This is a genomic window from Pseudomonas sp. ICMP22404, assembly GCF_006227205.1.
Classification (GTDB): domain Bacteria; phylum Pseudomonadota; class Gammaproteobacteria; order Pseudomonadales; family Pseudomonadaceae; genus Aquipseudomonas.
The window spans coordinates 84,084-97,640 of the sequence record NZ_VCNG01000016.1 but is presented as its reverse complement, the minus strand read 5'-3'; the positions used below and the strand labels follow the sequence as shown (position 1 = coordinate 97,640).

Here is a 13,557-nt window from a genome sequence, read left to right as displayed (position 1 = left end):
GTCCTGGGCCAGCGTGGTTCCTCGTCAAATTGTCGCGCTCAGATGACGCGGGAGAAGCGCTGCCGGTTTTGCTGCTCCAGGTAGCTGTCGAACACCATGCACACCGAACGCACCAGCAGGCGCCCGGCAGGCAATACCTTGATGTGGGTATTATCCAGCTCGATCAACCCGTCCTCGGCCATGGCCTGCAACTGCGGCCACAACGCTGCGAAATAACCCTGGAAATCGATATTGAAGGTTTGCTCAATCTCGGCGAAGGCCAGGTCGAAATGACAGATCAATTGCTGGATCACCGCCCGCCGCAGCCGGTCGTCGGCATTGCACACCAGCCCGCGACTGGTTGCCAGTTGTCCGTCGGCGAGGATGCCCTGGTACTGGTTCAGGTCGCTGCTGTTCTGGCAGTACAGGTCGCCGATCTGGCTTATGGCTGACACGCCGAGGCCGATCAGGTCGCAGTGGCCATGGGTGGTATAGCCTTGGAAGTTGCGTTGCAGGGTGGCCTCTTCCTGGGCGATGGCCAGGTCGTCGTCGGGCAGGGCGAAGTGATCCATGCCAATGTAGCGGTAACCGGCGGCGGTCAGTTGTTCGATGGTGCCTTGCAACATCGCCAGTTTCTGTTCCGGATTCGGCAGGTCCTGGCTGTTGATGCGCCGCTGGGGCATGAAGCGTTCCGGCAGGTGAGCGTAGTTGAACACCGAAAGGCGATCTGGTTGCAGGTCGATGACTTCTGCAACGGTGCGGGCGAAGTTGTCCGGGGTCTGCTTGGGCAGGCCGTAGATCAGGTCGATGTTGATCGAGCGGAATTGCAAGGTCCGGGCGGCTTCGATCACCGCACGGGTTTCCTCCAGGCTTTGCAGGCGGTTGACGGCGCGTTGCACGGCCGGATCGAAGTCTTGCACGCCGATGCTGACCCGGTTGAAACCCAGTTCCCGCAACAGACCCATGGTCGACCAGTCGGCTTCCCGGGGATCGATTTCGATGCCGTAGTCACCGGAGTCGTCATCCAGCAGGTTGAAATGCTTGCGCAGCTTGGCCATCAACTGGCGCAGCTCGTCGTGGCTGAGGAAGGTCGGAGTGCCGCCGCCCAGGTGCAACTGTTCCACGCGCTGGGCGGGATCCAGATGGCAGCCGATCAGCTGGATTTCCTGTTCCAGGCGTTGCAGGTAGGCGTGGGCGCGACCACGGTCCTTGGTGATGACCTTATTGCAGGCGCAGTAGTAGCAAATATTTGCGCAGAACGGCACGTGTACGTACAGCGACAGTGGCCGCATGGCCTTGCGACTGTCGCGCAGGGCGTGGAGCAGGTCGAAGGTCCCCACCTGGCCGGCGAACTGCGCCGCAGTCGGGTACGAGGTGTAGCGAGGCCCCGCTACGTCGTAGCGGCGGATCAGATCAGAGTCCCAACGAATGGCGTCGAGCATGCGGGCGTTCCCCGGATAGGCTGGCATGAGCGCGAGTCTAGGAGGGTGGACGCTGGGGCGTGTTGATTTGCATCAACGGGGGAGTGCTGTACAAGACCCTGTCGGATGGGGGCTGAGTGTGGAGTACAACTTGTGGGAGCCGAGCTTGCTCGCGATAGCAGTGGGTCAGTCAATTGAGTATTGATGGTGCCGTCCTCGATCGCGAGCAAGCTCGGCTCCCACAGGTGGCAGTGACAGGGAATCCCGATCAATGCCCCATGAGCCAATGCTGGTGCGGCCCCGGTAGGGTCCAGATGCCGAAAATGATCACCAGCAGGCCGCCGGCCGTGCGCACGCTGCGCTTGCGCAGCAGGGCGGTGACGCGTTCGGCGGCCAGGCCGGTGGCAAGCAGTACCGGCCAGGTGCCGAGGCCGAAAGCCAGCATCAGCAGCGCGCTGTCCAATGCGTTGCCCTGGCTGGCGGACCACAGCAGGGTGCTGTAGACCAGGCCGCAGGGCAGCCAGCCCCACAGTGCGCCAAGTAACAAGGCTCGGGGCAGGCTCGATACGGGCAGCAAGCGATTCGCGATCGGCTGGATATGTCGCCACAAGCCCCTGCCGACGCCTTCAATGCGGGTCAGGCCGCTCCACCAGCCCGCCAGGTACAGGCCCATGGCGATCAGCAGCAATCCGGCCAATACCCGCATGAACATCGCTGCCGGGCTGTTGGCGACCGCCCAGCCAGCCAGGCCGATCAACAGCCCGGCAGTGGCATAGCTCAGGATTCGCCCCAGGTTGTACGCCAGCAACAGCCGGAAGCGCCGGCTGCGTTGTTCCTTGGGAATCGCCAGGGTGAGGGCGCCCATCAGGCCGCCGCACATGCCCAGGCAATGGCCGCCGCCCAGCAGGCCGAGGATTACCGCTGAAACCAGTAATGGCGCCAGATCAAGCATGGGGCGGGGCCTTGTCGTCCGGCCGCTGGGCTTGGCCGTCGGCTTCGTCCACGGCGGCCTTGTGATTGGGGTCCTGATCATCGAACAGGATGCTGTGGGCCGGACCGTCGAGGTCGTCGTACTGGCCGCTGTCCACGGCCCAGAAGAAAATGTACACGGCGATGGCCACGATCAGCAGCGCGGCCGGGATCATCACGTAGAGAGCTGGCATTCTCGGAACTCCAGGCCCGCGCGGCTCAGGCCGGCAGCGGGCGGGTATCGGGCGCGGCGTCGAAAACCTGCAGCTTGGGCTGGCGAGTCAGCCTCAGCGCATTCAACACCACGGTCAACGAACTGATGGACATGCCGACGGCGGCCCACACCGGGGTAATCCAGCCGAGGGCGGCGAACGGCAACATGAGGCCATTGTACAGCGCCGCCCACACCAGATTCTCGATGATCACCCGACGGGTGCGCCGGGCCAGGTTGAAGGCGTGGATCAGGGCATCGAGACGGTTGGACAGCAACACCGCGTCGGCGCTGGTCTTGGCCAGGTCGGTGGCCGAGCCCATGGCCACACTGATGTCCGCTGCCGCCAGCACCGGCACATCGTTGACCCCATCGCCGAGCATCAGCACCTTGCGGCCTTGCTGGTGCAACTGCTGCAGCACCGCCAGTTTGTCGTCCGGGCGCAGTCCGCCCCGTGCCTCGTCGATGCCCAGTTCGGCGGCGACACTGGCAACCATTGGCGAACTGTCGCCCGACAGCAGGAGTGTTCGCCAGCCGCGCGCCTTGCAAGCCGCCAGCAAGGCCGGGGCGTCGGCGCGCAGGCGGTCGTCGAGGACGAACCAGGCCAAGGGCCCGCCGGTATCGCCCAACAGCAGCCATTGGCCGGGCTCGTCCGGCATCGGCGGTATTGCCGCGCAGCTCAATTCGCAGACAAAGCCGGGTTGGCCGATGCGCAGGCGCTGTTCGCCGACTTGGCCCTCCAGCCCCAGCCCGGGTGTACTCTGTACCTGCTCGGCGGCCAGCGGCGCGCGGCCAAAAGCCCGTGCGATGGGGTGTTCGGAGCGGTTTTCCAAGGCGGCGGCCAGCGCCAGGCACTGGTCGCCGTCGAGGCCTGCCAGGGGGCGAATGGCGCGCAAGGCCAGGCGACCTTCGGTGAGGGTGCCGGTCTTGTCGAAAATCACCGTATCGATCTGGTTCAGGCCTTCCAGCACATGACCCCGGGTCAGCAGCAGACCGAGCTTGTGCAGGGTGCCGGTGGCGGCAGTGAGGGCGGTTGGCGTAGCAAGGGACAGCGCGCAAGGACAGGTGGCGACCAGCATCGACAGGACAATCCAGAAGGCGCGGGATGCATCCAGCTGCCACCACAACAGGCCGATGGCGGCAACGGCGACCAGGGAGAGCAGCAGGAACCATTGGGCTGCCCGGTCGGCGACTTCCGCCAGTCGCGGCTTTTCGGCCTGGGCTCGCTCCAGCAGCCGCACGATGGCGGACAATCGGGTGTCTTGCCCCAATGCCTGCACCTCGACGGTCAAGGCGCCTTCGACGTTCAACGTGCCCGCGGTAACCGCATCGCCCACTTGGCGGGTTTGCGGCAGGTATTCACCGGTCAGCAGGGACTCGTCGATGCTGGACTGGCCGTCGAGGATCCTGCCGTCGGCCGGCAGGACCGACCCTGGATGCACCAGGACCCGGTCGCCGGTACGCAACTCGCTGAGCAGGATGCGTTCGCTCTGGCCGTCGCTTGCCAGGCGCAGGCATGAGGCCGGCAACAGATTGACCAGTTGCGCGGTGGCCGCAGCGGTGCGCTCTCTGGCCCGTCGCTCCAGGTAGCGGCCGGCCAGCAGGAACAGCGCGAACATGCCCACGGCATCGAAATACAGCTCGCCCACGCCGGTGACAGAGGTCCAGATCCCGGCGATGTAAGCACTGCCGATCGCCAGGGACACGGAAACGTCCATGGTCAGGTGGCGGGTGCGCAGGTCACGCATCGCGCCTTTGAAGAAGGGCGCGCAGCTATAGAACACGATAGGGGTGGTGAGAAACAGCGCGACCCAGCGCAGGATGGTGTGCATCTCCGGGCTCAGATCGATATTGAATTCCGGCCATGTCGCCATGGTTGCCATCATGGCCTGGAACCACAGCAGCCCGGCCACGCCGAGCTGGCGCAGGGCCAGGCGGTTTTGCGCGGCCAGTTGCTCGCTGGCCTGGTCGGCCTGGTACGGGTGGGCAACGTAGCCGATCTGGCGCAATTCGGCGAGCAGGGTGCTCAACGGCAGTTCAGCGTCGGCCCAACGCACCTGCAGGCGATGATTGGACAGGTTCAATCGCGCTTCGGCCACGCCCGGCAGGCCACGCAATTGTTTTTCGATCAACCAGCCACAGGCGGCGCAACTGATGCCTTCCATCAACAGGGTGGTTTCGGCCAGCTCGCCTTCGTGGCGCACGAACGATTGCTGCACGTCGGGGCGGTCGTACAACGCCAGTTCATCGGTCAATTGGACAGGCAGGGTTTCGGGGTTGGCCGATGCTTCGCTGCGATGCTGGTAATAACTCTCCAGGCCGCCAGCGACAATCGCCTCGGCCACCGCCTGGCAACCCGGGCAGCAGAACTCACGGGTTTCACCCAGGACAACGGCGATGAAGCGGCTGCCGGGAGGGACGGGCAGGGCGCAGTGGTAGCAGGGCAGGGGCGTAGTCATTGCGTTTTCACAGACGTTGTCCAATGATCGTTCCCATGCTCTGCGTGGGAACGCATCCTGTGACGCTCCGCGTCACGCTTGCGGGAGGACGCGGAGCGTCCCGGGCTGTGTTCCCACGCGGAGCGTGGGAACAATCAGAACGACAGAAAGACGGCCTACTTCTTCAGGTCTTCAGCACCTTGCAGCGGCTCATCGCCCAGCAGGATGGCCTGGTCGTGGTTGACCTGTTCCTCTTCGAACAGTCGCCAGGTCTTGTCGTTCTCCATGCCCAGCAATTCGACAAAGCGCCGGCCTTCGATCTTGTCCGTCAACTGGCCGATGTACCGCCCCGGCTCGCTGTCGTTGCGGGTCAGGACGATCTTGCGGTCCTTCTCCGGCTGGGTCGGAGAAATCAGGCTCAGTTCCAGGGTCTGCGGCCGGCTGTTGCCGCTCAGGCGCAGGTCCACCTCGCCAGTGACATCATCCATCTGCACGTTGGCATGCAACTGCAGGGTCTGGGCCAGCAGTTCGCGCTCCAGCGAGCGGTTGATGCCCTTGCCGGCTTCGTAATAGTTGTCGTTGACCAGGTTGTCCGGATTCTTCACTGCAATGGTCACCATCGTCAGGCTCAAGGTCACCGAGCAGGTCAGGATCCCGATAATGATCCACGGCCAGAGGTGCTTGTACCAAGGGCTGGTGGCGGTTGCTGCAGGCATGTTCAGTTCTCTCAACGAATTTGTGGGCCGATGAACCGGCTCTTGGCTTCGACATGAACGCTGTCGTCATCGGCATCCTTGAGGATGAAGGTCACCTCGTTGGTGCTCGACGGCAGCTGGTCCGGTGCACTGGACAACTCCACTGGCTGGCTGAAGATATCGCCGGCCGCGACCTTGATTTCCCGTCGGCCTTGCAGCTTCAAGTCAGGCAGGCCGGTGGCTTCCAGCACATAGGTGTGATCGCGCTGGTCCTTGTTCATGATCTTCAGGCTGTAGACGTTCTCGATCCGGCCTTCGGCGTTTTCGCGGAACAGCACGCGGTCCTTGCTGACGTCGAAACCCACCAGCGAGCGCATGAAGAACGCCGTCACCAACAAGCTGATCATCGCCAGCAGCACCAGGGCATAGCCGATCAGGCGCGGGCGCAGTTTATGGGTTTTCTGCCCGGACAGGTTGTGTTCGGTGGTGTAGCTGATCAGGCCGCGAGGGTAATCCATCTTGTCCATGATGTTGTCGCAGGCATCGATGCAGGCGGCGCAGCCGATGCACTCGATCTGCAGGCCGTCGCGGATATCGATGCCGGTGGGGCAGACCTGGACGCACATGGTGCAATCGATGCAGTCCCCCAGGCCCAAGGCCTTGTAGTCGATGCCTTTCTTGCGAGGGCCACGGCCTTCGCCGCGACGTGGGTCATAGGACACGATCAGCGTGTCCTTGTCGAACATCACGCTCTGGAAGCGGGCGTAAGGGCACATGTAGATGCACACCTGCTCGCGCAGCCAGCCGGCGTTGCCATAGGTGGCGAGGGTGAAGAAACCGACCCAGAAATACGACCAGCCATCGGCCTCACCGGTAAAGAACTCGAACACCAGCTCGCGGATCGGCGTGAAGTAGCCGACGAAGGTCATGCCGGTGACGAAACCGATCAGCAGCCAGAGGCTGTGCTTGGCGAATTTGCGCAGGAATTTGTTGGCCCCCATGGGCGCCTTGTCCAGCTTGATGCGCTGGTTGCGGTCGCCTTCGGTGACTTTTTCGCACCACATGAAGATCCAGGTCCACACGCTCTGCGGGCAGGTATAGCCGCACCACACCCGACCGGCGTACACCGTAATGAAGAACAGGCCGAAGGCGGCGATGATCAGCAGTCCGGACAACAGGATGAAATCCTGGGGCCAGAAGGTCGCGCCAAAAATAAAGAATTTGCGTTCCGGCAGGTTCCACCAGACGGCCTGATGACCGCCCCAGTTCAACCAGACGGTACCGAAGTACAGGAGGAACAAAAAGGCTCCGCCGACCATCCGCAGGTTGCGGAACAGACCGGTGAAGGCTCGGGTGTAGATTTTTTCCCGAGAGGCATACAAGTCGACGCTCTTGTTGGCATCCTTGGCAGGCGGGGTAACGTCATGTACCGGAATCTGATTGCTCATCAAATGCATCCCACGGCAGTGGAAAAGTGCCGAGGCCAGTGCGTGCCGACCACGGTCAGAAAGGGTGCTGCAATGGCCCAATGATACGCCTGTCGCTCTAGCCCAAGGGTGCGACCTTTGGTCGCGTTGGGCGCAAGGGGCGAATGGTGTAGCGGATGTAACAAGTCATGACCCAGATCAATTGACTATAGACAGTCCATGGGCGTTGCTGGTCCCTTTGGTTTTGCCGCCAGCGGTGAATGCAGGCAACGCCTGAAGGCTGCACTAGGTGGCGGGGGAGCTAGTGGCTATACAGGATGTTGTAGAACGACGCTGAATCGTTATTGATCGAGGTCAGATCATGACCCGTAGGAATCTTTTCGAACAGCGCTTTGGTGACGGTCATACGACGCAGGATGATGGCCTCCAGCAATTTGCCGAACAGCACCTCATCATTGACGTATTTCTTCAGTTTCAGGATTTCACGAGGCCGGTTTTTCAGTATGTGGAAGGAGTAGTTCATCAGAATCATGTTCGAGACGAACAGGTTTTCCGTTGATTGGAGTGGATTGAGCGTATCGATCACAGCGTTGAGTACCCACCGCCTGTTCTGGGCATAGGTATTCAGAAAAAGGTCGGGGTACATGAGTTCGCTGTGGCGATCATTGAGCTTGAAGCGGTAAGTGTCTCCGTCAGCTTCGGTCAGTAATCGGATAACGGCTGTCTGATAGCTTTTCAAATGGCTCAGCAGCTCATGCTCTTTCCTGGCGTCCGCCTTGATTGCCTTGTAAACCAGATCGATGATCTCCAGAAAAGGCACAGGCCCCAAGGCATCGGTCGCCATCATCAACTGATAACCCTCGATGCTGAACCGACGATACACCTCGTCGTCGATGCTCAACTCGAAAAGCAGGAACCTGAACATGTGGTTTCTGAGTTGTGCATTGGAATCGATCGGGCTGTTCTTCAAGCTGATCAACTGGATCAAGTAGAAGAAAACAAAATAGTCTTTGTTGGTTCGTTGGCGGTTGTCGATCTCGAGCAGGTAGCCAAGGCGTGACAGGACCAGGAGCAGGGCATAGCAATCCGATTCCGTGAATCCGATTTTCGCCATGGATTTTTCGAAAGCGCTTGCTGAAAACAAGTCGTGCCAACGGCTCACGCTGAAGGCTGAGCCGTTGCTTCTCCTGGCCACGACTCGGAGTAATAAGGGCTCGTCTTCTTCATAGAAAATGGCGCCCAGCGCCTTGGGGTAGGGGCGGGCGTTCAGGAAGTTTTCAAGTTTGTAGGAAAGAAGGTTGAACAGGTCCATTTAGCTGCCGGGCGTCCTTTACCAATCTGAGAATTCGCCGTCTTCATCCGTTCACGTAAGTCGCATACCGATGCTTGCCTTCAAAAGATAGTATGAATGTCTGCTGACATAGCCGTGGCCTCTAACCGCTGTGCAGTCTGCCCGCTACCGTAAATGCCAGTAATGATGCCGCTAACATTATCGCTGACCACCAAGCCATGAAGAAAAGTCAGAGATGTAAATTTCATCTAGCGTCAAGTCTGGTGGTATGTCTTCAATACTGTCAGCGATTTCATCATAGGGGGAAGGTAATACGTAAGAAAAGCCGAAGTCCTCATTGAGGATAAGTGAGCCGTTGAAGATTCTTTGGCGCTCGGTGAGATTTTTTATTTGACCAAACGACATGCCTGTAGAAAGTGCATCTCTATACAGTCCCTTGTAGTGGGTATTGCAACCAATGGAGAAAATTTTTCCGTCGGGAAGTGTCGAGATAGTGATGGTGTTATCTACCACGTAGGCTGTTCTCGTTTCGTTATTGGGCAGGTTGTAGAGTTTTACTTCGACTTTGTGTTTTTCATACAGCTCATTGGTGTAGATTGAAATGTTTTCCCCAAGCAATATATTGGCTGCGGAATGTTTTGATTTTATCTCTGCTCTAAAATCAATCATTTTATGATCCGTTCATCAGTGTACCGTTTACATAGACAGGGGAGTCTTTGATAAGGTCGTAATTTTTAAAGTCGCCGTGGCCAATTCGGCCGAATACGACATCTTCTCCGGCTTTGTTGGATTTGTACACTTTCCAATAGTCATTGCCGTGAATATTGGGCTGGGTGGGGCTACCACCTGGATGGTAGTCAAGTTTGTAGGTGGCTCCGGATTTTGTGGTGCGAACATATTGAACGTGTTGGATAGCATCAGGTCTGCCTGCCTGGGGATAGTTTTTTGTCCAGCCTCGGGCTGTCAGGTATCCATCAACATCGGCGGGGGTTTTACCGGACAGTTTCCCAACCCATCTTTTAGTGATCGTGTTTTTTCTGGCGAAGCCTTTCGCCGTTGCACAGCTTAAGCCTAATGGATCGACATAACTGGCGGGGTTTGGCGCGTAGACATAGAAATTGATTCCCCCCGCTAACCCAATCGGATCCGGCGTCGTAAACCTTCCGACATCCGGATCATAAAACCTGAACGTATTGAAATGCAGCCCCGTCTCCCGGTCCAGGTACTGCCCCTGGAACCGCAGGTTCTGCTCTTCGATGTAATACGGCTCGCGCACCTCTTCCAGCGTGTTGCCCCAGACACGATAGGTCGCCTGCCAGACGCTGTGCCCGTCGGCCTCGGTGAGCTGTTCCGGCAGGCCGTTGAGGTCGATGTGGTAGTAGCGGACCTTTTGCAGTGGGCCGGTGCCATCGACGCGGGCCAGGGGTTCGTAGCTGTTATCGTCGTAGAGGTACAGGCTGCTCTGCTGGTGGCGATGCTCCTGCAACAGGCGCAGGCCGTCCCAGGTGAAGCGGGTTTCACCGAGCGGATAACCGTTATTGTCATGCTCGTTCTTGACGATACGTCGGCCCAGGGGGTCGTAGGTCATGCGCACAATGCTGCCGTTTTCGTTGCGCACTTCGATCAGGCGACTTTCGGCATCGTAGGCAAAGCGTTGCAGGCCGCGTTTTGCGCTGCGTTTTTCGATCACCCGGCCAAAGGCGTCGTAGCGGTACCGCTTGTCCTCATACGTCAGCAATTTGTTATGCACCACCCGGCCGGCACCGGCTTGCGTGCCGTCCAGCAGGTTAGCGGCGGCGTCGTAGATAAAGGTTTCGCGTTGGCCGTGAAGGCTGTCCTGGCTGGCGATAATGCGGCCGGTGGTGTCGTAGTGCAGCAATTGGCGGTGCTGTGCGGCCGGTTGCTGGTCGAGTTTGCCGATCAGGTTGCCGGCGGGGTCGTACTCGAAGTGTTTTTGCACCGTTGCCGGCAGGAGCGACGGTTGGCTGGTGTGGCGGCGTTGGCGCGAGCGAAGGCGGCCGCTGCGGTCATATTCGCTGCGGGTGCTGATCTGGCCTTGGGTGCGCAGCACTTCACGGTGCAGGCGGTCGCGTTCGAAGTCGCTGATGACTTGGCCGTCGAGGTTGATCTGGTGCAGGTGGCCGCTGCCGTAGTACAGCCGGTTGAGCCAGCGGCCATCGGGCAGTTGGGTCTGGATCAGGTTACCGAGTTCGTCGTAGTGGTGTTGCAGGCTGCCGGCGGCGCTGTCTTCGGCCAACAGTTGGCCGAGGGCATCGTAGGCGAAGCTCAGGCGTTGGGCATTGCCCTGGTGGTCGGTGAAGGTGACGGCGGTGAGCTGGTCCAGCGGGTCGTAGGTGTAGTCGGTGCGGCCATCGTCGGTGACCTTGGCGATCAGCCGGCCCACGGCGTCGCGCTCCAGTCGATGGACGATGGGCGGCGGTGGCGCTTCGGGGACCACCGCCAGGCCGGTGCCGTGAGGGGCCGGAACGGCTGTCACGGCGGCGACGTTGTCCAACCGGTCGTAGGCGTAACGCTTGGCGCTGCCGTCCAGGTCCTGCTGTTCGACCAAGCGGTCGCCAGCATCCCAGGCAAACCGATAGCGTTCACCATTCTCATTGACCAGCGCCTGCAGTCGCCCATAGCTGTCGTAAGCAAACTGCACCTGCCGGCCCTGGGCGTCGGTGCGCTGGCGGACCTGGCCGCGGCGGTTGTGTTGGTAAAGAGTTGTGTGCCCGGCCGGGTCCGTATAGCCGGTCAACTGGCCGGCGACGTCACGCTGGTAAAGCTCGCTGCGGCCGTCCGGCAATTGGCTGCCGAGCAAGCGACCTTGGGCGTCGTAGCTGAACTGGGTGCGCTCGCCGAGGGCGTCGGTGATGGTCTGCAGATAGCCCCGATGGTCGTAGCTGAACCGCGTCGGGTAACCCGAGCAGTCGACATGCTCCACCAGTTGTCCGAACGGGTTCCAGCGCAGCTTCTTGCTCTTGCCGGTGGCGTCGATGATTTCGATGACCTGGCCGTGGGCGTCGTAGCGGTAGCGGGTGACATGGCCCAGCGGATCGGTTTCGGCGATGCAGTTGCCGCGCTGATCGTAGCGGTACGTCCAGCTGTGGCCGGCGGCGTCGGTGTCCACCTGCGGCAGGGCCCAGTGTTCGAGCCAGAGGGTGGATTCGCTGCGACCCAGCGGGTCGGTTTCGCTGATCAGGTTGCCGGCTTCGTCGTAGCTGTAGGTGTAGTGCCCGCCCTGTGGGTCGGTGGCGGCCAGCATCTGGCGCTCGTCGTTCCACTCGAACGACCAGGTCTGGCCGAGCGTGTCGGTGAATTGGGTGATCTGGTGCTGGCTGTTCCAGTGGCGGGTGCTGACCCGCTGCAAGCTATCGCTGATGCGGGTGATGCCGGCCATGAGGTCATAGTCGAACTGGTAGGCATCGCCCTCATCGGTCCAGTGTCGGACCACGCGCCATTCCTGGTCCTCGATCAAGGCCCAGTCGTAGAAGCACTGCAGGCCCGTGGGCAACTGGTGCTCCACCATGCGCCGGCCCGCGTCGTAGGCGAAGCGTCGTTGCACCTGGCCGGTGGCGTCGCGTACTTCGGTCAGGTTGCCCGTCGCGTCATAGCCGTAGCTGACCAGCACTTCCCGTTGCTGGTCGGGGTACAGGCGTTCGATCTGGCTGACACGTTCACGTTCGTAAGCCAGCTCGACCTGTACCAGGTCGAAAGCGTCGCGCAGTCGTACCAGGCGCCCGGTTTCGTCGTAGTCGAGGTGGATGCGGTTGTCGTTGCGGTCGCCCAACTGGTTCAGGCGCAGCAAAGCCGCATTTCCTGGCGCCGGTTCGAACAGGCGATACAGGCCGTCCGCGCTTTCGATCAGCAATTGCCCGTTGGCATGGCGCCGCACGGCGAGGCCTTCGCCGGCGCTGAACACCGCACCGCCCAAGGGGATTGAGCCCATGTCGATGGGGCGGCTCTGTTCGTCGGTGTAGACCAGGGTCTCGCCGCCCTCGGGGTGAGGCCGGATCTCGACGCACACCTCGTAGGGCACGCTCCAGCCGACGCCGAACAGCCCTTCGCCGCGCTCGTCACGGCTGTTATAGAAGCGCTGCCAATCGATCGGCTGAATCCCCGGCAGTACGAAATCCAGCTCTTCATCGCCGCCCAGGACCTTGGCCCCGGTCGCCGCATGCACCGGGTTCGACGAGCCCATGGCCGCGTTGGCCGCCGCGCCCATGGCACTGCTGACCGCCATCGACGCCGCTGCGCCGGCCAGCATGCATGGCAGCTTGCTGAAGAACTTGCCCTTGCTGCCCTTGAGCATCAAGAGGGCCGTTACTGCCAGGCCCACGCCCGGCGTCTTGCCGCTGCGAATCTCGCGTACCACCACGGTGCCGCCGCCGATGGTCACGTCGGGGGAAATCAGCCCGGACGACACCACCTTGGCTTCGCAGGTACTGCGGTCGCCGCTGCGCACGGCGGGCTGGCCGTTGATGGTGACCTTGTCCGAGCCTTCGGCCAGGAACTGCGGCGGCATCGGCGGATGCTTCAGGCAGGTGATCATGTCCAGCGGCTTGGGCACGGCACCGGGGGCGGGTGTGGCGACGGTGGGCCGCCACATCTGCGAGAAGAAACTCTCGGCCATGTCCAGGTAGCTGGGCTCGGGCGCTTCCAGCTCGGTGCCGGCCGGTGCGACATGGGATTCGATGGCCCCGGCGGCGCGGGCGGCGGGAATGTTGTTGGTCAGGGTGTCGGTGGAACCGGTGAGGATGTTGGCCTGCACCGTGGGCGGAAAGAGGGCGTTGCCGATGCCCTCGCAAATATTGCTCAGGCCCTTGTCGGCGCCGGTCTTGCTCATGGCGAGGCCGACGACCGCGCCGACCACGGCGCCGAGCAGGAAGCAACCGAGGCCGCCGGTCGCGACCGTGATGCCCGTGGCCGCAACCACGGCAGCGGTGGCGACGGCCGTGATCGCGATGTTGGCCGCCACTTCCAGCACACCGCCGAGGATGTCGGCCATCATCGAGGTGTGATCCAGCGCATCGCCCAGGCGAGCGGCCCAGAGCGCGTCAGACATGCACGTTGCCCGTGCAGTGGGAGCCGCCGGCTTCTATCGGTTCAAGCGTTGTGATGCCTTC

General features: G+C 61.3%; 9 protein-coding genes. All 9 read right to left on the bottom strand.

Features of this window, described 5'->3' with window-relative positions:
• Positions 1–38: 38 nt before the first annotated feature.
• The 9 genes from hemN to FGE05_RS23940 all read right to left on the bottom strand — a co-directional run bounded on the left by hemN (position 39) and on the right by FGE05_RS23940 (position 13,496).
• Positions 39–1,421, bottom strand: a complete 1,383-nt coding sequence (hemN, locus tag FGE05_RS23980; protein WP_139648862.1) for an oxygen-independent coproporphyrinogen III oxidase — start codon at positions 1,419–1,421, stop codon at positions 39–41.
• Positions 1,422–1,668: 247 nt separating this feature from the next.
• A complete protein-coding gene (locus FGE05_RS23975; RefSeq protein WP_139648860.1) occupies positions 1,669–2,352 on the bottom strand; it encodes a sulfite exporter TauE/SafE family protein in 684 nt (227 codons plus the stop codon).
• Positions 2,345–2,563, bottom strand: coding sequence for a cbb3-type cytochrome oxidase assembly protein CcoS (gene ccoS, locus FGE05_RS23970; RefSeq protein ID WP_139648858.1), 219 nt, complete (start codon positions 2,561–2,563; stop codon positions 2,345–2,347). Before ccoS ends, FGE05_RS23975 begins: the two co-directional genes overlap by 8 nt.
• A gap of 25 nt (positions 2,564–2,588) precedes the next feature.
• Positions 2,589–5,039: a heavy metal translocating P-type ATPase gene (locus tag FGE05_RS23965; protein WP_139648856.1), complete on the bottom strand. Its 2,451-nt coding sequence runs from the start codon at positions 5,037–5,039 to the stop codon at positions 2,589–2,591.
• A gap of 155 nt (positions 5,040–5,194) precedes the next feature.
• Complete coding sequence (locus FGE05_RS23960; protein WP_139648854.1) at positions 5,195–5,734, bottom strand: FixH family protein; 540 nt, start codon at positions 5,732–5,734, stop codon at positions 5,195–5,197.
• 11 nt (positions 5,735–5,745) lie between these two features.
• A complete protein-coding gene (ccoG, locus tag FGE05_RS23955; protein ID WP_139648852.1) occupies positions 5,746–7,161 on the bottom strand; it encodes a cytochrome c oxidase accessory protein CcoG in 1,416 nt (471 codons plus the stop codon).
• A 280-nt stretch (positions 7,162–7,441) separates the two neighbouring features.
• Entirely contained in the window at positions 7,442–8,452 is a 1,011-nt protein-coding gene (locus tag FGE05_RS23950; RefSeq protein ID WP_139648850.1) for a hypothetical protein, read from the bottom strand.
• A 177-nt stretch (positions 8,453–8,629) separates the two neighbouring features.
• Complete coding sequence (locus tag FGE05_RS23945; protein ID WP_139648848.1) at positions 8,630–9,100, bottom strand: hypothetical protein; 471 nt, start codon at positions 9,098–9,100, stop codon at positions 8,630–8,632.
• 1 nt (position 9,101) lies between these two features.
• On the bottom strand, positions 9,102–13,496 hold the full coding sequence (locus tag FGE05_RS23940; protein ID WP_257225706.1) for an RHS repeat-associated core domain-containing protein: 4,395 nt from the start codon (positions 13,494–13,496) through the stop codon (positions 9,102–9,104).
• Between the last annotated feature and the right edge of the window lie 61 nt (positions 13,497–13,557).